General features: G+C 60.7%; 19 protein-coding genes. 8 read left to right on the top strand and 11 right to left on the bottom strand.

The features are described 5' to 3' along the window. Positions 1 to 14: 14 nt before the first annotated feature. The 5 genes from dnaQ to nudC all read left to right on the top strand — a co-directional run bounded on the left by dnaQ (position 15) and on the right by nudC (position 6,652). The gene (gene dnaQ / locus CW305_RS09430) at positions 15 to 740 is read left to right on the top strand and encodes a DNA polymerase III subunit epsilon (protein ID WP_023445288.1); all 726 of its coding nucleotides are present in this window, start codon (positions 15 to 17) and stop codon (positions 738 to 740) included. Positions 741 to 856: 116 nt separating this feature from the next. After that, entirely contained in the window at positions 857 to 3,109 is a 2,253-nt protein-coding gene (locus CW305_RS09425) for an Orn/Lys/Arg family decarboxylase (RefSeq protein ID WP_104097739.1), read from the top strand. A 180-nt stretch (positions 3,110 to 3,289) separates the two neighbouring features. Next, positions 3,290 to 4,102, top strand: coding sequence for a crotonase/enoyl-CoA hydratase family protein (locus tag CW305_RS09420; protein ID WP_014820125.1), 813 nt, complete (start codon positions 3,290 to 3,292; stop codon positions 4,100 to 4,102). Positions 4,103 to 4,139: 37 nt separating this feature from the next. Next, positions 4,140 to 5,822, top strand: a complete 1,683-nt coding sequence (locus tag CW305_RS09415) for a FimL-related protein (protein ID WP_104097738.1) — start codon at positions 4,140 to 4,142, stop codon at positions 5,820 to 5,822. Further along, entirely contained in the window at positions 5,822 to 6,652 is an 831-nt protein-coding gene (nudC, locus tag CW305_RS09410) for an NAD(+) diphosphatase (protein ID WP_104097737.1), read from the top strand. The genes CW305_RS09415 and nudC overlap by 1 nt, the downstream gene beginning before the upstream one ends. Here the strand turns inward: nudC and CW305_RS09405 are convergent. Beyond that, a complete protein-coding gene (locus CW305_RS09405) occupies positions 6,620 to 7,405 on the bottom strand; it encodes a TSUP family transporter (protein ID WP_104097736.1) in 786 nt (261 codons plus the stop codon). The genes nudC and CW305_RS09405 overlap by 33 nt on opposite strands. A 194-nt stretch (positions 7,406 to 7,599) precedes the next feature. On the opposite strand from CW305_RS09405, the gene CW305_RS09400 reads away from it, so the two are divergent. Then, positions 7,600 to 8,247, top strand: a complete 648-nt coding sequence (locus CW305_RS09400; protein WP_104097735.1) for a hypothetical protein — start codon at positions 7,600 to 7,602, stop codon at positions 8,245 to 8,247. A 55-nt stretch (positions 8,248 to 8,302) separates the two neighbouring features. On the opposite strand, the gene CW305_RS09395 is transcribed toward CW305_RS09400, so the two are convergent. The 4 genes from CW305_RS09395 to CW305_RS09380 all read right to left on the bottom strand — a co-directional run bounded on the left by CW305_RS09395 (position 8,303) and on the right by CW305_RS09380 (position 11,473). Continuing rightward, entirely contained in the window at positions 8,303 to 9,070 is a 768-nt protein-coding gene (locus tag CW305_RS09395; RefSeq protein ID WP_023445295.1) for an SDR family oxidoreductase, read from the bottom strand. A gap of 55 nt (positions 9,071 to 9,125) precedes the next feature. Further along, entirely contained in the window at positions 9,126 to 10,193 is a 1,068-nt protein-coding gene (locus tag CW305_RS09390; RefSeq protein ID WP_014820130.1) for a phosphotransferase family protein, read from the bottom strand. 207 nt (positions 10,194 to 10,400) lie between these two features. After that, a complete protein-coding gene (locus CW305_RS09385; RefSeq protein ID WP_014820131.1) occupies positions 10,401 to 10,715 on the bottom strand; it encodes an SCP2 sterol-binding domain-containing protein in 315 nt (104 codons plus the stop codon). Between the two features lie 59 nt (positions 10,716 to 10,774). Next, positions 10,775 to 11,473: a histidine phosphatase family protein gene (locus CW305_RS09380; protein WP_104097734.1), complete on the bottom strand. Its 699-nt coding sequence runs from the start codon at positions 11,471 to 11,473 to the stop codon at positions 10,775 to 10,777. Positions 11,474 to 11,652: 179 nt separating this feature from the next. Here CW305_RS09380 and sohB point away from each other — a divergent pair, with 179 nt between their 5' ends. Together sohB and CW305_RS09370 are read left to right on the top strand one after the other, a co-directional pair. Further along, on the top strand, positions 11,653 to 12,675 hold the full coding sequence (gene sohB, locus CW305_RS09375; RefSeq protein WP_104097733.1) for a protease SohB: 1,023 nt from the start codon (positions 11,653 to 11,655) through the stop codon (positions 12,673 to 12,675). Between the two features lie 13 nt (positions 12,676 to 12,688). Continuing rightward, positions 12,689 to 13,681 carry a YhdH/YhfP family quinone oxidoreductase gene (locus CW305_RS09370; protein WP_014820134.1) on the top strand — a complete coding sequence of 331 codons (993 nt, stop codon included), beginning with the start codon at positions 12,689 to 12,691 and terminating at the stop codon, positions 13,679 to 13,681. A gap of 269 nt (positions 13,682 to 13,950) precedes the next feature. On the opposite strand, the gene CW305_RS09365 is transcribed toward CW305_RS09370, so the two are convergent. The 6 genes from CW305_RS09365 to CW305_RS09340 all read right to left on the bottom strand — a co-directional run bounded on the left by CW305_RS09365 (position 13,951) and on the right by CW305_RS09340 (position 19,307). Then, positions 13,951 to 14,451: a DUF934 domain-containing protein gene (locus CW305_RS09365; RefSeq protein WP_003279803.1), complete on the bottom strand. Its 501-nt coding sequence runs from the start codon at positions 14,449 to 14,451 to the stop codon at positions 13,951 to 13,953. Next, entirely contained in the window at positions 14,435 to 16,093 is a 1,659-nt protein-coding gene (locus CW305_RS09360; protein WP_023445300.1) for a nitrite/sulfite reductase, read from the bottom strand. Before CW305_RS09360 ends, CW305_RS09365 begins: the two co-directional genes overlap by 17 nt. Positions 16,094 to 16,438: 345 nt before the next feature. Further along, on the bottom strand, positions 16,439 to 16,654 hold the full coding sequence (locus CW305_RS09355; RefSeq protein ID WP_023445301.1) for a DUF2970 domain-containing protein: 216 nt from the start codon (positions 16,652 to 16,654) through the stop codon (positions 16,439 to 16,441). Positions 16,655 to 16,820: 166 nt separating this feature from the next. After that, a complete protein-coding gene (locus CW305_RS09350; RefSeq protein ID WP_104097732.1) occupies positions 16,821 to 17,351 on the bottom strand; it encodes an Hsp20/alpha crystallin family protein in 531 nt (176 codons plus the stop codon). Positions 17,352 to 17,516: 165 nt separating this feature from the next. Beyond that, entirely contained in the window at positions 17,517 to 17,966 is a 450-nt protein-coding gene (locus tag CW305_RS09345) for a hypothetical protein (protein WP_014820139.1), read from the bottom strand. 24 nt (positions 17,967 to 17,990) lie between these two features. After that, positions 17,991 to 19,307 (bottom strand): leucine-rich repeat-containing protein kinase family protein, encoded by a 1,317-nt coding sequence (locus CW305_RS09340; RefSeq protein WP_104097731.1) that lies wholly within the window; start codon positions 19,305 to 19,307, stop codon positions 17,991 to 17,993. Between the last annotated feature and the right edge of the window lie 4 nt (positions 19,308 to 19,311).

Genomic DNA, 19,311 nt, shown 5'->3' with positions numbered 1-19,311 from the left:
GTGAGCTAAACGATATGCGCAGCGTAGTGCTGGATACCGAAACGACCGGCATGCCGGTGACCGATGGCCACCGGATCATCGAGATTGGCTGTGTCGAAGTCATCGGCCGCCGCCTGACCGGGCGGCACTACCACGTCTATCTGCAACCTGATCGTGAAGTGGACGAGGGCGCGATTGCCGTTCACGGCATCACCAACGAGTTTCTTGTCGACAAGCCGCGTTTCCGCGACATCGCCGACGAGTTCTTCGAGTTCATCAAGGACGCGCAGCTGGTCATCCACAACGCCGCGTTCGACCTTGGCTTCATCAATAACGAGTTCGCGCTGCTCGGTCAGCAGGAGCGTGCCGAGATCACCGACCACTGCTCGGTGCTCGATACCCTGCTGATGGCTCGGGAGCGTCACCCGGGCCAGCGCAACAGCCTCGACGCCTTGTGCAAACGCTACGGCGTGGACAACTCGGGCCGCGATCTGCACGGCGCTCTGCTCGATGCCGAGATTCTCGCCGACGTCTGGCTGACCATGACCGGCGGGCAGACCAATCTGTCCCTCGCGGGTGATGGTGAAAGTTCCGACGGCGGTCGCCCCCAGCCCACGCCGATCCGCCGGCTACCCGCCGATCGGCCGCGCACTGCGGTGCTGCGCGCTACCGAAGAAGAGGTTGCCGCGCACATGGCGCGAATGGCCGCGATCGAGAAAGCCGCCGGCGCAGCTCCGCTCTGGGCTCAGCTCGAAGTCTGAATGGCTCGGCATTGCCGCCAACTTGCGACGCTGCCTCACAACCGCTCGTTTCAATGCGCTGTTCCTTTGCTGCGGACGCTTCTACCCTGTAGGTGGATCGTTCGCAGAGAGTGCGCATGTACAAAGACCTGAAATTCCCCATCCTCATCGTTCACCGTGACATAAAGGCCGATACCGTTGCCGGTGAGCGAGTGCGTGGCATCGCTTCCGAACTGGAGCGCGACGGCTTCAATATCCTGCCTACAGCAAGCTCCAACGAGGGACGAATCGTCGCCTCCACGCACCATGGGCTGGCCTGCATCCTGGTTGCGGCAGAAGGCGCCGGTGACAATCAGCGCCTGCTGCACGACGTGGTGGAACTGATCCGCGTCGCTCGTCGCCGCGCGCCGCGTCTGCCGATCTTTGCACTGGGCGAGCAGATCACCATCGAGAATGCGCCTGCCGAGGCAATGGCCGATCTCAACGAGTTGCGCGGCCTGCTTTACCTGTACGAGGACACCGTGCCGTTTCTTGCGCGCCAGGTCGCCCGGGCCGCACGCGGTTATCTCGAGGATCTGCTACCACCGTTTTTCAGCGCGCTGGTACGCCATACCGGCGAGTCGAACTATTCCTGGCATACGCCGGGACACGGTGGGGGCGTGGCCTACCGCAAGAGTCCGGTCGGCCAGGCGTTCCACCAGTTCTTCGGTGAAAACACCTTGCGCTCGGACCTGTCGGTTTCGGTACCCGAGCTTGGCTCGTTGCTCGATCACACCGGGCCGGTAGCGGCGGCGGAAGCCCGCGCCGCACGCAACTTCGGCGCTGATCACACGTTCTTCGTAATCAATGGCACCTCGACGGCGAACAAGATCGTCTGGCATTCGATGGTCGCGCGGGACGACCTGGTACTGGTGGATCGCAACTGCCACAAATCGATTCTGCACGCCATCATCATGACTGGCGCGATACCGCTGTACATGAGTCCGACGCGCAACGAGCTGGGCATCATCGGCCCGATTCCGCTGGAAGAATTCACCCGCGAGTCCATCCAGGCGAAGATCGCCGCCAACCCGCTGGCGCGTGGCCGGCCGCCGAAGGTCAAGCTGGCGGTGGTGACGAACTCGACCTACGACGGGCTCTGCTACAACGCCAACCTGATCAAGCGCACCCTGGCTGACAACGTAGAAGTGCTGCACTTCGACGAGGCCTGGTACGCCTACGCGGCATTCCACGAGTTCTATGACGGCCGCTACGGCATGGATACGCGGGAGCAGGGTCCGCTGGTGTTCACCACCCACTCGACGCACAAGCTGCTGGCGGCGTTCAGTCAGGCCTCGATGATCCATGTGCTCGACAGCCAGACACGGCAGCTCGACCGCGATCGCTTCAACGAAGCCTTCATGATGCACATCTCCACCTCGCCGCAGTACGGCATCCTCGCATCGCTGGACGTGGCGTCGGCCATGATGGAAGGCCCGGCGGGACGCTCGTTGATTCAGGAAACCTTCGATGAGGCGCTGAGCTTTCGCCGGGCGCTGGCCAACCTGCGCCAGCACATCGATGCCGACGACTGGTGGTTCAGCATCTGGCAGCCGCCACTGGTCGACGGCGCCGAGGCGCTGGTGACCCCGGACTGGCTTCTCGAGCCAACGGCTGACTGGCATGGCTTCGGCGATATCGCCGACGATTACGTACTGCTCGACCCAATCAAGGTCACGCTCGTCACTCCGGGCCTTACCGCATCCGGCGCACTGGGTGAAAGTGGCATACCGGCGGCGGTGGTCAGCAAGTTTCTCTGGGAACGTGGTCTGGTGGTGGAAAAAACCGGGCTGTATTCGATGCTGGTGCTTTTCTCCATGGGCATCACCAAGGGCAAGTGGAGCACCCTGCTGACCGAGTTGCTGGAGTTCAAGCGTCACTACGACGCCAATATCCCGCTGGTCGAGGCCCTGCCATCGATTGCGCGCGCCGGTGCAGCGGCCTATGCGGGTATGGGGCTGCGTGATCTCTGCGATGCGCTGCATGCCTGTTATTGCGAAAACGCCACGGCGCGGGCCATGCGCAGGATGTACACGGCGTTGCCGGAGCCTGCGATGACTCCGGCCCAGGCCTATGACAAGCTGGTTCGCGGCGAGGTCGAAGCGGTGCCGATCGAGGCACTGCAGGACCAGATCGCGGCGGTCATGCTGGTGCCGTATCCGCCGGGTATCCCGTTGATCATGCCGGGCGAGCGCTTTACCGAAGAGACTCGCTCGATTCTCGATTACCTTCGTTTCGCCCGTGATTTCGCCGAGCGTTTCCCCGGGTTCGATGCCGACGTTCATGGCCTGCAACATGAGGCAGGCGCGGATGGATGTGTGTACACCGTCGACTGTATCCGCGAAGAATGATGCGTCGATGCTCGCCACCGTCTACAACGGCATGAACAGGTCGTCTGGCGGCGTGGTCTGTATCACATCGTCTGCATCGACATTCACTCGTCGTGGTGGCAGTTGTTATAGTTGCCCGCCGTCGTACGGGTTTGCCCGCCACGGCGCTCCCCATGCGCCCTTGCTGTCGAGGATGATAGCGTGACCGAATACAAAGCCTTCCGCGTAGAGTTGGCAGACAAGATTGCCCGCGTCGTGATCAATCGGCCTGAAAAGATCAATGCGATGGACGCTGCGTTCTGGTCGGAAATCATCGATATCTTCAACTGGATCGATGCAACCGACGAAGTGCGCGTAGTCGTCCTCAGTGGCGCCGGTGACCACTTCTCTTCCGGTATAGACCTGCAGATGCTGGCTTCGGTCGGCAGCCAGCTTGGTAACGACGTCGGCCGCAATGCCGAGCAGCTGCGGCGCAAGATCCTCTCTCTGCAGGCATCGTTCAATGCCGTTGACAACTGCCGCAAGCCGGTCATCGCCGCGATCCAGGGTTACTGTCTGGGCGGCGCCATCGATCTGATCTCCGCTTGCGACATGCGTTACAGCACGGCGGACGCGAAATTCTCGATCAAGGAAATCGACATGGGCATGGCGGCCGATGTCGGCACCTTGCAGCGCCTGCCTCGCATCATCGGCGATGGCATGATGCGCGAACTGGCCTTTACCGGCCGCACCATCAGCGGCGAGGAAGCTCGCAGCATCGGGCTGGTCAATCGCACCTATGCCGATCAGCAGATGCTGATGGACGCCGTGCTGGAGCTGGCCCGTGACATCGCCAGCAAATCACCGCTCGCCATTCGCGGCACCAAGGAGATGATCCGTTACATGCGCGATCACCGGGTCGACGATGGTCTCGAGTACATCGCCACCTGGAATGCGGCCATGCTGCAGTCGGCCGACATCAAGGTCGCCATCGCCGCTCATATGAGCAAACAGAAGCCGGACTTTGCCGACTGATGCGTCACCACACGTTTGCGCGGGAGGCGCACTAGGCATGGTTACTGGAGCTACTTCACTCGGTCTGGTACGTGACGAACTGTTCGCCACCATGGAAGAAGCCGAGCAGAGCCTCGAGCATTTCATCATCGATCGCAACAACGGCGGCCTGTTGCAGCAGGCCGTGGAGAACCTCAAGCAGGTGCGCGGCACGCTCAACCTCATCGAGCTGACCGGCGCCGAGTTGCTCGCGCAAGAAATACTGCAGCTGGCTACCGACATCCCGGTCGGCGCCGGCGAGGACCGCGACGTGCAACTCGCCGCGCTGAGCAACGCGCTCTACGTGCTGCGGCGTTATCTGGAAAGCGTCGATGCCAGCCGCCAGGAAATCCCCGAGCTGCTGCTTCCAGCCATCAACGCGCTGCGCCAGGCGTGCGCGCAGCCGCCGTTGCCGGAAAGTTTCTTTTTCAGCGTCCGGCTCGACCATGCCCGTCCTGCGTTGGACGTGCCGGTTCGTTCGGGAGCCGCGCCAGTTGCCGAGGCCCGGCGGTTGCGTCAGATGTATCAGGTCGGGTTGCTCGGCTTCATTCGTGAAGAGAATCTGCCAGCCAGCCTGAAACTCATGGGCCGCGCTTTGACGCGGCTGGATCATCTCTTCGTCGAGTCGCCAGGAGGTCGGCTGTGCTGGATCGGCAGCGCCGCTGTCGAATCGCAACTGGACGGCCAGCTATTGCCGCGCAAGTCGCGCAAGCAGCTGTTTTCCCGTCTGGACCGGGAACTCAAGCAGGTCATTGGCAACCCTGCATACGAGGCGTCACGCAGCCTGCTCAAGGAGCTGCTATACGTCGTCGCGCTGGCGGACACCCATGGGCTTATCGCCAGCCATGTCCGTCAGGTGTTCTCGCTGGGTTCGCTGCCGTTCACCGACCACCTGCTGGAAGATGAATCCCAGCGCCTGGCCGGCCCGGGCCAGGCCGTCATGCGTTCGCTGTCCTCGGCGATCCGTGAGGAACTGGCGAGCTTGAAGGATCTGCTGGATCTGATCGAGCGAGGTACCGCCCAGGCGGAAGCCTACTCGAACCTGCATAACCTGCTCGGGAAGATGGCCAAGACCCTCGGCATGGTTGGCCTTTCATCTGCGGCCAGCACGCTGCAGGCGCAGCTGGGCGACGTGTCTGGCTGGAGCCTGGAGCATGCGCCGGAACCGCATGTCATCCAGCGTCTCGCCGATGCCGTGCTGTATGTCGAGAGCATGGTCGCCAGCCTCGAGCGCGGCGATCGACGCGATAGCAAGCCTCAGGTCGCCCGACCCGGAATGGAAGCGGAAGCCTTTGCCAATCACCAGCTCACCGAAGCGTGCATCGTGGTAATCGACGAGGCGACCGCAGGCTTGGCGCTGGCCAAGCGGGCGATCACCGCTTATCTCGAGTCCAACGGGGAGAAATTGCACCTGGCCAACGTGCCGTTCAGCCTGCAGGCCGTGCGCGGCGGTCTGCGTTTCCTCGAGCAGGAACGCGCGGCGGACCTGATCGGCGCCTGCGCTGATTTCATTCAAAAGCACATGCTCGAATCGAACCAGATGCCCCCCGAGCAACTGCTGGAAACTCTGGCCGATGCGCTGACCAGCCTGGAGTACTACCTTGAAGGTGGTGCGGTATTGCGACGTGACGACTCGCGCGTGAGCGTGCTTGATCTGGCCAGCGAGAGCGTACGCGCGCTGGGCATGCCGGTAGCCGCCTGATGAGCTTGCGCTGGCAGGCGGCGCTGCTCGATCCCTTGATGGCTGGGGGCTGGGCGGTGGTGCACTGCCGGCAGCAGTTTCTGCTCGATGGCGACGGTGCGCTCTTTCCGCGGGACTGGCTCAAGCGCCTGGATCTGCCGCTGCTCAGCGAACAGGGTCTGGGGCACTTCGACGGAGAGCCGGTGTTTCTTTTCGAACTGGACTTTCCGGCCGATGTGCCAGGCGCGCGCTGGCAGGGCCTGCGCCAGTTCATGCAGGAGGACGATCGCGATCTGTTCCGGCTCCTCGGCTATGCCACGCAGATCGGTACCTGGGTCAGCCAGCATCGTTTCTGTGGCAGCTGTGGCTCGCCCATGCAGGCGCGAGCCGGTGAGCGTGCCATGTACTGTCCAGCCTGTGGAGTTCAGCACTACCCGCGGCTTTCACCGAGCATGATCGTCCTGGTCACCCGTGGAGACGAATTGTTGCTGGCGCGCTCACCGCGTTTCGCGCCTGGTGTCTACAGCACGCTGGCCGGTTATGTTGAGCCGGGTGAGTCGGTGGAGCAGTGCGTCGCACGCGAGGTAAGAGAAGAAGTCGGTGTGGCCATTCATGCGCCGCAGTACATCGCCAGCCAGGGCTGGCCGTTTCCCCATTCCCTCATGCTCGGGTTCCACGCGGAATATGCCGGTGGCGATATCGTGCTGCAGCCCGAGGAAATCGAGGATGCCCGTTGGTTCGCCATCGACAACCTGCCGGCGTTGCCCGCGCGCCAATCCATCGCCCGCTATCTGATCGAGCTTTATCTGGCCCGTCGGCTAGGCCACCCCGAACCAGTGTTGCCAGGCTAGCCGCAGACTCATCGCCAGTACTACCAGAATGAATACCGGACGGATGAACCGCGAGCCACCGCGGATCGCCGTGCGCGCGCCGAAGTAGGCGCCTGCCATCAAGGCCAGCCCCATCCCAATGCCCAGCACCCAGGCGACGTGACCGCCGATTATGAATACTGCAAGCGCCATGGCATTGCTGACGAAATTCATCGTCCGCGCCACGCCGCTCGCTCTCAGCAGGTCGAGCGGGTAGAGCAGCATGCTGCTGACCGTCCAGAAGGCGCCGGTTCCCGGGCCTGCTACGCCGTCGTAGAAGCCCAGTGAAAGGCTCTGTGGCCATTGGCGTCTGCGGCCGATGGCCACTGCATCGCTGGCTGATTTGGCCGGCATATGGCTGAAGAGCAGATAGATCCCGCAGGCAGAAACCACCAGCGGCAATAGCTGGTTAAGCCAGCTTGCCGGCATGAACTGCGCGACTACTGCGCCAACTGCGGCGCCGATCGCCGTGCCTGTGAGCGCTCGTCGCCACAGGCACGGCTCGAATAGTCGGCGGCGATAGAAGGTGTAGCTGGCTGTGGCCGAGCCGAATGTGGCGCAAAGCTTGTTGGTGCCCAGCACGAGATGCGGTGGTAGGCCGGCAGTCAGCAGGGCAGGAATGGTCAACAACCCGCCGCCCCCGGCGATGGCGTCGATGAACCCGGCAGTGAAAGCTACGGCGAACAGAATCACCAACGTGGCAGGATCGAGCGCGAGCTCAAGTGCGAAGGGCATGCGGGCCTCAATAGGCAGAACGGCAGCGGAGGATAATGCGACTGGCCACGTCGGCGAAAGAGGTTGCTCGTATGACCGAGATCCACGTCCTGATAGACAAGAGTGTCAGCGCGTGATGGCCGTCCCATGCAGATGCTGGCTGCTCTGATTGCTCCTGCGGATAATGTCGCACCCAATTGAAAGGACGCATGGTTATGCAATATCTCGGGCTTGCGATCGTGATCGCACTGCTGGCTGTGATCGTATTGCTGGTCGCGCTGCGCTTGCTACTGGGGGGGCACTGGCTGATGGGATGGTTGCGCGGGACGTGCGGCTTTTTGGTTCTGTTGTTCGCCGGATTGATTGGCCTGATTGGCTATGACGTCAGCACCTACGCTGCGCTGCCTGACAAGAAGCCGCTGGTCACTGTGAGTTTCCATGCCCAGGGTCCGCAGCGTTACGAAGTCAGCCTGGAACAGGGCAACGAGACGCGAACGGTGATGCTGGAAGGCGATCTATGGCAGCTCGATCTCCATCTGCTTCGCTGGAAGAGCCTGGCTGAGCTGATAGGTCTGGAGTCAGGGTATCGACTGGAGAGACTTTCCGGACGATATCTCGCCGTGGAGCAACAGAACATCGCCCGCCATGGTCGCGTTGTACTGAGCGAGAACCCTCTGGGCGTGGATATATGGGACGCGCTGCAGCTCGAGCGCCGCGATCTGCACTTCCTAGAACCGCAAGTGCTGCATGTCGAGTACATGCCGATCGCCGATGGGGCCGTCTATGCCGTGGAACTGACGCCTACGGGGCTACTGGCGAAACCGGTGAATGCCGCTGCGACCGAGGCACTGAAGAACTGGTAAGCGTGGGCAGACAAAAAAGGGAGCCGCTTGGCTCCCTTTTTTGTGCGGCGAACGATCAGGCCAGATAACCACCGTCGACGTTCAGCGACACGCCGGTGGTGTAGCTGGACGCGTCGCTGGCCAGGTAGAGCACCGCACCGGCCATTTCGCTCGGCTGGGCGACCCGGCTCAACGGGATGTGCTGCAGTGCCATCTCTAGGATGGACTCGTTCTTGACCAGCGCTGAGGCGAATTTGGTATCGGTCAGGCCTGGCAGCAGGGCATTGCAGCGAATACCGAACTGCGCGCATTCCTTGGCGAAGGCCTTGGTCATGTTGATCACGGCGCCCTTGGTGATCGAGTAGATGCCCTGGAAGTTGCCGGGCGTTACCCCGTTGATGGAAGCGACGTTGATGATGCTGCCGCCGCCGTGTTCGCGCATCAGCTTGCCGGCTTCGATGGACATGTAGAAGTAGCCGCGGATATTCACGTCGACGGTTTTCTGGAAGGCCGAAACATCGGTATCCAGCACGTGGCAGAACTGGGGATTGGTCGCCGCATTGTTGACCAGAATATCGAGGCGGCCGAACTGTTCGCGGATCTGGGCAAACACTGACTGGATCTGTTCCATCTCGCCGATGTGACAGGCGACCGGGGTGGCCTTGCCGCCTTCAGCGATGATCGCGTCGGCTACCGCCTGGCAGCCTTCGATCTTGCGGCTGGATACGATCACATGGGCGCCTTGCTGCGCGAGCAGTTTGGCGATGGCTTCGCCGATACCGCGGCTGGCGCCGGAAACGAAGGCGATTTTGCCGTCTAGGTCGAACAGGGTTGTCTTGGACATGGTCGTTCCTCTTTTCTTGTTCGGTCCTGTGGCGTGCCACAGGGTTTGGATAACTTCAGAGCGTCGATTGCCCGATCACTTGCAGCGCCTTGTGTTCGAGCAACTTGTTCATGTGGATGAATGAGGCGAAACGCTGGTCCTGGGTCTGACCGTGATAGAAGCGGTAGTAGATCTGCTGAACGATTCCAGCCAGGCGAAACAGGCCATAGGTGTAGTAGAAATCGATGCAGGGAATCTCGATCCCGGCTCGTTGCGCGTAGTAATCGACGAAGCCCTGCCGGGTATGCATGCCGGGTAGATGACTCGGTTGGCGACGCATTGCCTGCATTGGCTGGGGATCAGCGGCTTCGATCCAGTAGGCCAGCGTATTGCCCAGATCCATCAGCGGATCGCCGATGGTGGTCATTTCCCAGTCCAGTACGCCGATGATCTCCATCGGGTTATCCGGGTTGAGGATGACGTTGTCGAAACGGTAGTCGTTGTGAATGATTCCCGGCTTAGGGTGATCCGCCGGCATCTTGTCCTTCAGCCAGGCCTTCACCGCCTCCCAGGCGGGCGCATCGGGAGTGATGGCGCGTTCGTAGCGCTCGCTCCAACCCTCGATCTGGCGCTTCACGTAGCCTTCCGGCTTGCCCAGGTCGCCGAGGCCGCAGGCCTGATAGTCGACATTGTGCAAGTCGACGAACTTGTCGATGAAGCTCTCGCAGAGGGCACGGGTCTGGCCTTCATCGAGGCTCAGTTCCGGCGGCAGCTCCGAGCGCAGGATGATGCCGTTGACGCGCTCCATCACGTAGAACTCCGCGCCTATCACTGAATCATCGGTGCAGTACACGTACGCCTTCGGGCAGTAGGGAAAGCCTTCGTTGAGCTGATTGAGAATGCGAAATTCGCGGCCCATGTCGTGGGCTGATTTAGCTTTGTGTCCGAAGGGAGGGCGGCGCAAGACCAGATCGCGATCGGGGTACTGCAGCAGGTAGGTCAGATTCGATGCGCCGCCGGGAAACTGGGAAATCTGCGGTGTACCGTTCAGGCCAGGGATATGCGCCTTCAAGTATTGGTCGATGATATCGACCGGCAATTCCTCGCCTGCACGGACGCGGGTGGTTTGATCTGTAAGCGCCATTGTTATCCCTTCTACTTATGTTCGGTGCCCAAGATGATTCAGTAATCTAATGCTCGAGGTTGCGTAGACCAAGCGATGCGCGCTGTTATTGGCCGGAGTGTTGCTGGTTAATCAAGCTCCCTGATTCGTCCGCGTATGAATCGCTGGCATAAAAAAACCGAAGTCTGAGACTTCGGTTCCTTTGCATCTCAGCAATCAGCTTTCGCCTCAGGCTGGGAACAGTTCGCTGAGCTTCATGGCCAGCATCATGTCGCCTTCGGCGCGCAGCTTGCCGGCCATGAAAGCCTGCATGCCGTCGGTTTCGCCGCTGACGATGCCCTGCATGGTTTCGCTGTCCATGATCAGAGTGACGTTGGCGTCGCTGGAATCGCCCTGCTGCAGATCGCAGGTGCCATCCTTGACCACCAGGTAGTAGTTTTCGGCATCAGTGATGTTGAACTGGAAGACCAGATCCAGGCCGGCAGCGGCGCTGGGGTTGAACTTCGACTGCATGCCTTTGAAAGTCTCGGCGACGTTGCTCATGAGGGTTTCCTTTTTGGTCGTTATGGGTACACGCAGCTTTTGGCCGCTTGGGGCTGGGCTCATCTATGGGTGACGAGCTCCGGATTCTTCAGGAGTTGCAGGTGCGCATGGCTGTTGAACGAAGCCAGTGCGACATCCCGATCACGAAATTTCAACAGGCTGAGCGAGGTGTTGACGATCTGCCAGTTCATCTCGAACGCCTTGATCGGCGGCACGCCTATGATCAGTTGCAGCAGCGCGGTGATAGTTCCACCGGAGGTGAAGATGGCGATACGGTCGCGCTTGCCGGCTTGATCGAGAACGCGCTCCAGGCCACCACGTACACGGTCGAGAAAGTGCTGCCAGCTCTCCAGTTCGTCCTTCTCATGCTCACCGGATATCCAGCGATGCACTACATGGGTGAACAGGCGCTGAAAGTCGGCACGATGATCGGCGGCGTTGCGCAGGATGTGCATCGCATTCGGCTCCGCCTGGAGCAGGTCGGGAAGATGCGCGCGGATAACCGCATCGGCGTGAAACTCATTGAAGGCAGCATCGACTTCAAGCTCAGGCTGAGCGCCTAGTCTCGCCAGCGTGGCGCGGGCGGTATTCTGCTGGCGATCCAGCTCGCCGCTCAGGCATCTATCGAAAGACACATCGAGTTGCGCCAGGTAGTCACCCAAGGCTTCGGACTGGCGATATCCCAGCGGGGACAGCACGTCGTAGTTTTCTGCGCCGAAAGACGCCTGACCATGCCTGATCAGGTAGATACTGCCCATGCTGCTGCTCCGGCCGGCACTGTTTTTCGCGAGGGTAGGGACATCGTTCGGGAGTGTCAACGATAATTCGAACGTTTGTTTGAATCGCTCGCGCTGGCTCCGCCACAGGCCCGCCGGTATGCTGGCGGCATGCCGCCGAAGGTAGTTTGTCGGCGACCGGAACTCATCGAGGGGGATACGTGGAATTTCTTGTCGACTATGCCAGCTTCCTGGCAAAGACCGTCACGTTGGTCGTGGCGATTGTGATCGTGCTCATCGCGCTGGCTTCGATGCGGCGGGGACGCAGCAAACAGAGTGGTGGGCACCTCGAGGTGCACAAGCTCAACGAATTCTACAAATCCATGCGTGAGCGCCTGGAGCAGGCCGTGATGGAGAAGGACGCGTTCAAGGCATTGCGCAAGCGCGAAGCTAAGGCGGCCAAGCAGAACAAGAAGGCCGAGTCTCCAGCTCGAGTTTTCGTCCTCGATTTCGATGGCGATATTCGCGCATCTGCAGTAGACAACCTACGCCACGAGATCACCGCATTGCTGACTATGGCGACGCCGCAGGATGAGGTTGTGCTGCGCCTGGAAAGTGGTGGCGGCATGGTCCATGGCTATGGCCTGGCTGCCTCGCAGCTGGTCCGCATTCGTGATGCCGGCGTGCCGCTGACCGTCTGTGTCGACAAGGTCGCAGCCAGCGGCGGCTACATGATGGCCTGTATCGGCAATCGCATTCTCACCGCACCGTTCGCCATCCTCGGTTCAATTGGCGTGGTGGCACAGCTGCCGAATGTGCATCGACTGCTGAAGAAGCATGATGTCGATTTCGAAGTGCTGACTGCTGGCGAGTACAAGCGCACGTTGACCGTGTTCGGCGAGAACACCGAGAAGGGCCGCGAGAAGTTCCAGGAAGACCTGGAGACGACCCACGAGCTGTTCAAGAACTTCGTCGCGCGTTACCGGCAGAACCTGTCGATAGATGACGTGGCGACGGGAGAGGTGTGGCTGGGCATTGCCGCGTTGGGCAAGCATCTGGCGGACGAACTCAAGACCAGTGATCAGTATCTCGCCGAGCGCGCTCAGGAAGCGGAACTGTTCCAGTTGCATTACATACAGAAGAAAAGCCTGCCCGAGCGCTTCGGTATGGCGGCCAGTACGGTTATGGAGCACGGCTTGCTGAAAGGCTGGAGCCGGCTGAACGAACAACGTTTTTGGCAATGACAAGGGGAACCGCATGAGCAGCTTCAAGGCACTACAAGTCAGCGAGACGACCGAGGGTCGTTTCGAAACCCGTATCGTCGAACGTACTACCGACGAGCTGCCAGCCGGTGAGGTACTCATTCGGGTGCATTACTCCTCGCTGAACTTCAAGGATGCGCTATCGGCGAGCGGCAATCGCGGCGTGACCCGCTCATTTCCCCATACGCCAGGCATCGACGCCGCGGGTGTCGTGGCTTCGTCCAGCGTCGGTGAGTTCGCCGAAGGCGATGAGGTGATTGTCACGGGCTACGACCTGGGCATGAACACCGCCGGTGGCTTCGGCCAGTACATCCGCGTTCCGGCGGCCTGGGTGATCAAGCGCCCGCAGGGGCTTTCGTTGCGCGAGGCTATGATCCTCGGCACGGCCGGGCTGACCGCGGCCCTCTGCGTCGACAAGCTGGAACAGGCGGGTCTTGAGCCAGGCGAAGCGCCCGTGCTGGTCACCGGCGCGACGGGTGGCGTTGGCAGCATAGCTGTGGCGCTATTGGCCAGTCTTGGCTACAAGGTTGCGGCGGTCACGGGCAAGGCTGATCAGGCGGACTTCCTTACTCGCCTGGGGGCTAGCCAGATCGTCGAGCGCGCCGCACTGCAGGCTGGTGTGGAGAAGGCGTTGCTCAAGGAACAGTGGGGCGGGGCGGTGGACACCGTTGGCGGAGACATCCTGTTCAACGTGGTGAAGTCACTACAGCGCGGTGCCAGCGTGGCCTGTTGCGGGCTTACCGCCGGGACGCATTTCCAGGCCAGCGTGCTGCCGTTCATTCTTCGCGGCGTGAATCTGCTGGGTGTTGATTCGGTGGAGATCCCGCTGGTAGTCAAGGCTTCCATGTGGGACAAGCTATCGCTGCAGTGGAAGCTGGCCAATCTGGACGACCTCTCGCAGGAGGTCGGGCTGGAGGAGTTACCGACGGCGATCGAGCGCATTCTGGCCGGCGGCCAGGTGGGTCGAGTGCTGGTCCGCGTGGACTGAATTCCACACGTGCTGGCTTATCGCCGCGATAGTGGCAATGAATTTCCTCGGTAGCGTTAATTGGCGGAATCTAGCGCCACTCCTGATCGCAACCGAGGAAATGGTTCATGAAGAAGCTTGCCGAAAAGATCAAACAGATCGCAGCCGGAAAAAAGGCCGATGTAGTCACCACGCCGGTCGAACACCCCAACTTCTGGATGTATCAATGAAGCAATGAAAAGCCCGCCAATAGGCGGGCTTTTCATTTGTCGCAATCGACCGGGCTGGTATCAACCCTGGCGACGGCGGAACAGCGGGCGCTCATCGTCGGCCGCGGCCTGATAGGTCACCGAAAAGTCCTTCAAGCCTTCCAGCGCGTCGACCGGGTCCCGATCGGCGCGAATGGCGAACGCATCGAAGCCGCAGCGACGCATGTAGAACAGCTGGTCCCGCAGCACATCGCCGATGGCGCGGATCTCGCCTTTGTAGCCGTAGCGCTCGCGCAAAAGGCGGGCACTGGAGTAGTGGCGGCCGTCGGTGAAGCTGGGGAAATTCAGCGCGATGACCTGGAAGTGCGCCAGGTCGTCTGCGATGTCCTCGACCTGCTCGTTGGCATCGAGCCAGACCCCGAGGCCGCCGTCGCGGGCTTTCAGCGCATGGGCATGGTCCAGCCAGAGATGCAACGGCACGATCAGATCGTCGCTATTGCACAGGTCGTCGAGCGTCTGTTCCTTGGGCAGCAGGTGCCAGGTCTCATCGACCAGTTGATCGTTCTTAATGATTCGCTGCATAGACGCGCTCCTTGAAGGGATCAATGCCGATGCGGCGGTAAGTGTCGATGAACTGTTCATCTTCGGTACGCTGCTCCACGTAAACGTTGATGATCTTTTCGATCACATCTGGCATCGAGTCCTGGGCGAAGGATGGGCCGAGGATCTGGCCGAGGCTCGCGTCACGGCCGGAACTGCCGCCCAGCGAAACCTGGTAGAACTCCGCGCCCTTCTTGTCCACGCCCAGAATGCCAATATGGCCGACATGGTGGTGACCGCAGGCGTTCATGCAGCCTGAGATGTTCAGGTCGATGTTGCCCAGGTCGAACAGGTAATCGAGGTTATCGAAGCGACGCTGGATGGATTCGGCGATTGGGATCGACTTGGCGTTGGCCAGCGAGCAGAAGTCGCCGCCAGGGCAGCAGATGATGTCGGTCAGCAGGCCGATGTTCGGCGTGGCCAGACCCAATTCGCGCAGTTCATGCCAGAGCTCGAACAGCTTGGCCTGCTCGACATCGGCCAGAATCATGTTCTGCTCGTGGGAGTTGCGCACCTCGCCGAAGCTGTAGCGATCGGCCAGATCGGCGATGGCATCGAGCTGCTTGTCGGTGACGTCGCCGGGCGCCACGCCAGTGCTCTTCAGCGAGAGGGTGACTGCCGCGTAGCCGGGCTTCTTGTGTGCGACCACGTTGCGCTGGCGCCAGCGGGCAAAGCCCGGATGCTCTGCGTCCAGCTGGGCGAGCGCAGCGCTCTGGTCTTCCAGGGCTTTGTACTCCGGATCGACGAAAAACTTGCTGACACGCTGAACTTCAGCTTCGGTCAGCGTCGTCGGGCCGTCCTTGAGGTGCGCCCATTCGGCATCGACGCGCTCGGCAAACACTTCTGGTGTGAGGGCCTTGACCAGAATCTTGATGCGGGCCTTGAACTTGTTGTCACGACGTCCATAGCGGTTATAGACCCGCAGGATGGCGTCGAGATAGCTCAACAGGTGCTGCCAAGGCAGAAATTCGTTGATGAAGCTGCCGACGATGGGGGTCCGCCCGAGGCCGCCGCCGACCGAAACACGGAAGCCCAGGTCGCCGGCCTCGTTCTTCACCGCTTCCAGGCCGATATCGTGCACCTCGATGGCGGCCCGGTCGCTGACCGCGCCGTTGACGGCGATCTTGAACTTGCGCGGCAGGAAGGCGAATTCGGGGTGGAAGGTCGACCACTGGCGAATGATCTCGCACCACGGGCGGGGATCGATCAGCTCGTCCTTGGCGACACCGGCGAACTGGTCGGTGGTGGTGTTGCGGATGCAATTGCCGCTGGTCTGGATGGCGTGCATCTGCACGGTGGCCAGCTCGGCAAGAATTTCCGGCACGTCTTCCAACTCGGGCCAATTGAACTGCACGTTGGTCCGGGTACTGATGTGCGCGTATCCCTTGTCGTAATGACGTGCGATCTCGGCCAGCTTGCGTACCTGGGTGGAGGACAGTAGCCCGTAAGGCACGGCTACGCGCAGCATCGGCGCGTAGCGCTGGATGTACAGGCCATTCTGCAGACGCAGCGGGCGGAATTCTTCATCAGCGAGTTCGCCAGCCAGGAAGCGGCGAGTCTGGTCGCGGAACTGCCGGACCCGATCCTCGATGATGTGTTGGTCGTACTGATCGTAAACGTACATAAATGTCCTGTTTTCAGGCTGTCTACAGCATTCGCGCGCACGGCCGCGCACCCATTAAGGGAGGGCGGCACGATACCAGCTCGTGGTTATACGCAAAAGTGATGTTTGGGAATATGTTTAGAACCAAACCAAGCGAAATGGACTTATAACCCGCTGCCCTTGAGCAACGCACAACAGTGGTCTTAACTGCCTCAAAGAAGCTGTCGATATCATCGAACCGCTAGAGGAGAACTTCCGTGAGAAACGAACAGCGCGACAGTGTGGTGGACGCCGCGGCTATCTTCAGTCTGATCATGCTCGCGGTGGGCACCGCGATCTTCTGGGTCAGCCATCAGTAGTAAAAGCTCAGCTCCCAACCAGATAGAGCACCAGTTTCACCAACCCCAGGATCACCAGCACGAACAGAACGGTGAAACCCACGCCGAGAATGATGAAGTGGCTGGGTTTTCCATGGCTGAAATCCCGGGCTCTGTTCTTGCCGCTCTGTACGCCCAGTGCCGCAGCCAGAACGCTGCTCAGCATTTCGCGAAGCGTCAGAGTCTTTTCCTGATCGTCTTTCATTGGTGTCTCGGACATGACTGCCTCCAATCGCGGTTTCTCCGGAGTCTAGTCGTACAAAGGCATTGCCAGCGCAAAGACTTGATGCGGTAAAGAGAGCCGAGCGAGGCGAGCGCACAGGCTATTTTTGAAATACAGGACCGGCTGTACTACAAACCGGTCCGTCGCATTACTCTGCCTTGATGGAGATTTTCTTCGTGTTGTCGGCGGTGCCCGGCTGCTTGGGCAATGACAGACGCAATACACCCTTGCCGAACGTGGCGTCGATCTTGTCACGGTCTACGCCTTCGGGCAGCGCGAAACTGCGTTGGAAGCTGCCGAAGGATCTTTCGGATAGGTGGTAGCCGTCGCGTTCCTCCTTATGATCCTGGCGTTTTTCACCCTTGATGATCAGGCTGTTGCCAGCCAGCTTTACCTCCACATCCTTCTCATCCAGTCCGGGCAGTTCGGCTGTGATCTCGAACGAGTTTTCCTTCTCTACAACGTCCATCACCGGCATCCGATTGGGGCCACCCTGCCACAGGGGCGAGGTTTCCAGACCATGGCGGCTGAAGGGTAGATGCCAGGGACGTTCAAAGTCGTCGAAGAGGCGATCCACCTGTCGGCGCAGGGTGTCGAAGGGTCGCCAGGGCTCCTGAGACGCCGAAGGCACGTTTTTCTCGTTCGTACTGACTGAAGGCTTTTTCGAAGTATCGTTCATTTCGCAAGCTCCTCATTAGCTAGGGAAGTTCAAAGAAGGACTTTGCTCTGCCAGCTGCAGGACTGCGGATTGAAGCGGATCAACCAATACCCCACTATCTGTGCGTCATTTAGAGTAGTGCAGGGCTCTGGTCTGCGCACGGTCAGATGGAGCGTTTGGAGACGCTCAGATGCTCTCCTTCAGCCAATCCCAAAGCCCTAGCGAGAAGCCCGGGAAAAGATTGATCCCCAGCGCTGACTTGAGCACGTACAGGATCACCAGCCCTACCAATGCAGAAAACAGCAGGAACAAGGTCGCCAATGCAGCCTTGGCCATCAGCGAGAGATTTTGCTGGGGACGCGTCAGGTTTCGCTTGTTGCGACCGGCGACGATCGCGAAGTAATAGCGGTCGCGCCACACCTTCACCGTACCGCGCAGATCGACGCGGTGCTTGACCCATGACCGTGCGCCGAACACCCCACGCAGGGCATCGAGCTGCTCTTCGCTGAAGGATTCACGCAAGTGCTCGGGCAGGCGCTGTTTCAAACCACGGATGAACGGGTCCTGATCGACCGCCGCATCCGAGTAGGGTTTAGGGTAGGGCGTATGTTCTTCGTCTGCTTTGGGTGAGTTCATTGCGGGGTCGCTCCGGAAAGCGCGTCAGAGCGCGGCGAGAGTGGTGTGCAACTGACTGAAGTTTGGACGGCCTTCTGGCTGCGCTGACATGCACTGATTCTGTAACTCGAACAGAGTTTGCCGATGCGAATCGTTTTCGAGGTCTGGACAGCGTTGCAGCAACTCTTCCAGCAGACAACCGAAAGCGCGCGATTCGATGCGTTGCAGCGCTTGGCCAGTGGCACTGTCCGGCTCGAAGAACGAGGCAGCGCCGAAATCGCTGAGCAGGCATTCGCCCGTTGGGTCGACCAGCAGATTATGAGCGTACAGGTCGCCATGCAGGATGCCGCGCTGATGCAGGTGAGCGACCGCCGAGGCGGTGCCACGGGCAATCCGCAGCGCCTGCTCCACGGTAAAGGTTCGATCCTCGGCGTAGCAATCGCGTGTGCAACTGACCAGCGACGGCGGACCAGCGAGTGGCTGGAAGGCCGGCTCGACCAGATCCATCAGCAGACCCGGCGTTTGGCCCGGCTGATCGGCCAGCGGCCCGGCAACGTCTATAAGGTTCCGATGGGCGCCAGCGGATACGCAGGCTGCCATCTCACTGTGGGGCAGGCCGTCGCTGGTGACATGGCCCTTGAACAGCTTGGCGGCCATTAGCTTGGGCGACTGTCCGCTCGGCTGCCATGCGGCACGGTAGATGATGCCCGACGCACCTTGGCCCAGCTGCTCGTGCAGGACGACCTGTTCGCGCGGGATCGCCGGTAGCGAATGACGAGCGAGGCTCATCGCTTCGCTGGCGTCGCTGAAGGGGTTGCCGGCAGCGGCCAGCCAGCTGAGTCGCGGCAGTATCAGCAGCCACTCGGGCAGCGCTGGCAGGCGGTTGGCGGCGATTCGCAGTAGTTCGAGGTTGACGCAATTGGCCAGCGAATCCGGCAGCGAAGACAGCTGGTTGCCAGCGAGCATCAGTTTCTGCAAGTGGCGGCAATTGCCAATCTCGTCAGGCAACGCTTGCAGCTGGTTGTCGGTGAGGATCAGCCAGCGCAACGCCGGCGGCAACGCGGCGCCAGGCAGATGGCGGATCTGGTTGGCCTTGAAGCCGATCATCTCCAGCTGCTCGCAGTCGCCGAGGCAGTCCGGCACCTCGGTGAAGAGGTTGTCCGAGCAGAATAGAATGCGCAGCTTGCGCAGGCGGGACAGGTCGGACGGCAGGCTGTTGAGTCGGTTACCGGAGAGATTCAGTACTTCCAGCGTATCGGCGAGAGCGAAGATCGCCTCGGGAAAATGCTGCAGGTCGGCCGAGAGATCGAGACGGCGGATTCCTGTCAGTTCACCACGTTCAAGTTGTTCCAATGTGTGCATGCGG

This window comes from Stutzerimonas kunmingensis (genome assembly GCF_002929225.1).
GTDB lineage: Bacteria > Pseudomonadota > Gammaproteobacteria > Pseudomonadales > Pseudomonadaceae > Stutzerimonas.
Note: the sequence above shows the minus strand (reverse complement) of the source record. Positions and strands in the feature narration are given on the sequence as shown.

Bases quoted from the DNA above. Each gene is read 5' to 3' on its own strand.
- dnaQ (WP_023445288.1), top strand. From the start codon at position 15: ATGCGCAGCGTAGTGCTGGATACCGAAACGACCGGCATGCCGGTGACC.
- CW305_RS09425 (WP_104097739.1), top strand. From the start codon at position 857: ATGTACAAAGACCTGAAATTCCCCATCCTCATCGTTCACCGTGACATA.
- CW305_RS09415 (WP_104097738.1), top strand. From the start codon at position 4,140: ATGGTTACTGGAGCTACTTCACTCGGTCTGGTACGTGACGAACTGTTC.
- nudC (WP_104097737.1), top strand. From the start codon at position 5,822: ATGAGCTTGCGCTGGCAGGCGGCGCTGCTCGATCCCTTGATGGCTGGG.
- CW305_RS09405 (WP_104097736.1), bottom strand. From the start codon at position 7,405: ATGCCCTTCGCACTTGAGCTCGCGCTCGATCCTGCCACGTTGGTGATT.
- CW305_RS09400 (WP_104097735.1), top strand. From the start codon at position 7,600: ATGCAATATCTCGGGCTTGCGATCGTGATCGCACTGCTGGCTGTGATC.
- CW305_RS09395 (WP_023445295.1), bottom strand. From the start codon at position 9,070: ATGTCCAAGACAACCCTGTTCGACCTAGACGGCAAAATCGCCTTCGTT.
- CW305_RS09390 (WP_014820130.1), bottom strand. From the start codon at position 10,193: ATGGCGCTTACAGATCAAACCACCCGCGTCCGTGCAGGCGAGGAATTG.
- CW305_RS09385 (WP_014820131.1), bottom strand. From the start codon at position 10,715: ATGAGCAACGTCGCCGAGACTTTCAAAGGCATGCAGTCGAAGTTCAAC.
- CW305_RS09380 (WP_104097734.1), bottom strand. From the start codon at position 11,473: ATGGGCAGTATCTACCTGATCAGGCATGGTCAGGCGTCTTTCGGCGCA.
- CW305_RS09370 (WP_014820134.1), top strand. From the start codon at position 12,689: ATGAGCAGCTTCAAGGCACTACAAGTCAGCGAGACGACCGAGGGTCGT.
- CW305_RS09365 (WP_003279803.1), bottom strand. From the start codon at position 14,451: ATGCAGCGAATCATTAAGAACGATCAACTGGTCGATGAGACCTGGCAC.
- CW305_RS09360 (WP_023445300.1), bottom strand. From the start codon at position 16,093: ATGTACGTTTACGATCAGTACGACCAACACATCATCGAGGATCGGGTC.
- CW305_RS09355 (WP_023445301.1), bottom strand. From the start codon at position 16,654: ATGAAAGACGATCAGGAAAAGACTCTGACGCTTCGCGAAATGCTGAGC.
- CW305_RS09350 (WP_104097732.1), bottom strand. From the start codon at position 17,351: ATGAACGATACTTCGAAAAAGCCTTCAGTCAGTACGAACGAGAAAAAC.
- CW305_RS09345 (WP_014820139.1), bottom strand. From the start codon at position 17,966: ATGAACTCACCCAAAGCAGACGAAGAACATACGCCCTACCCTAAACCC.
- CW305_RS09340 (WP_104097731.1), bottom strand. From the start codon at position 19,307: ATGCACACATTGGAACAACTTGAACGTGGTGAACTGACAGGAATCCGC.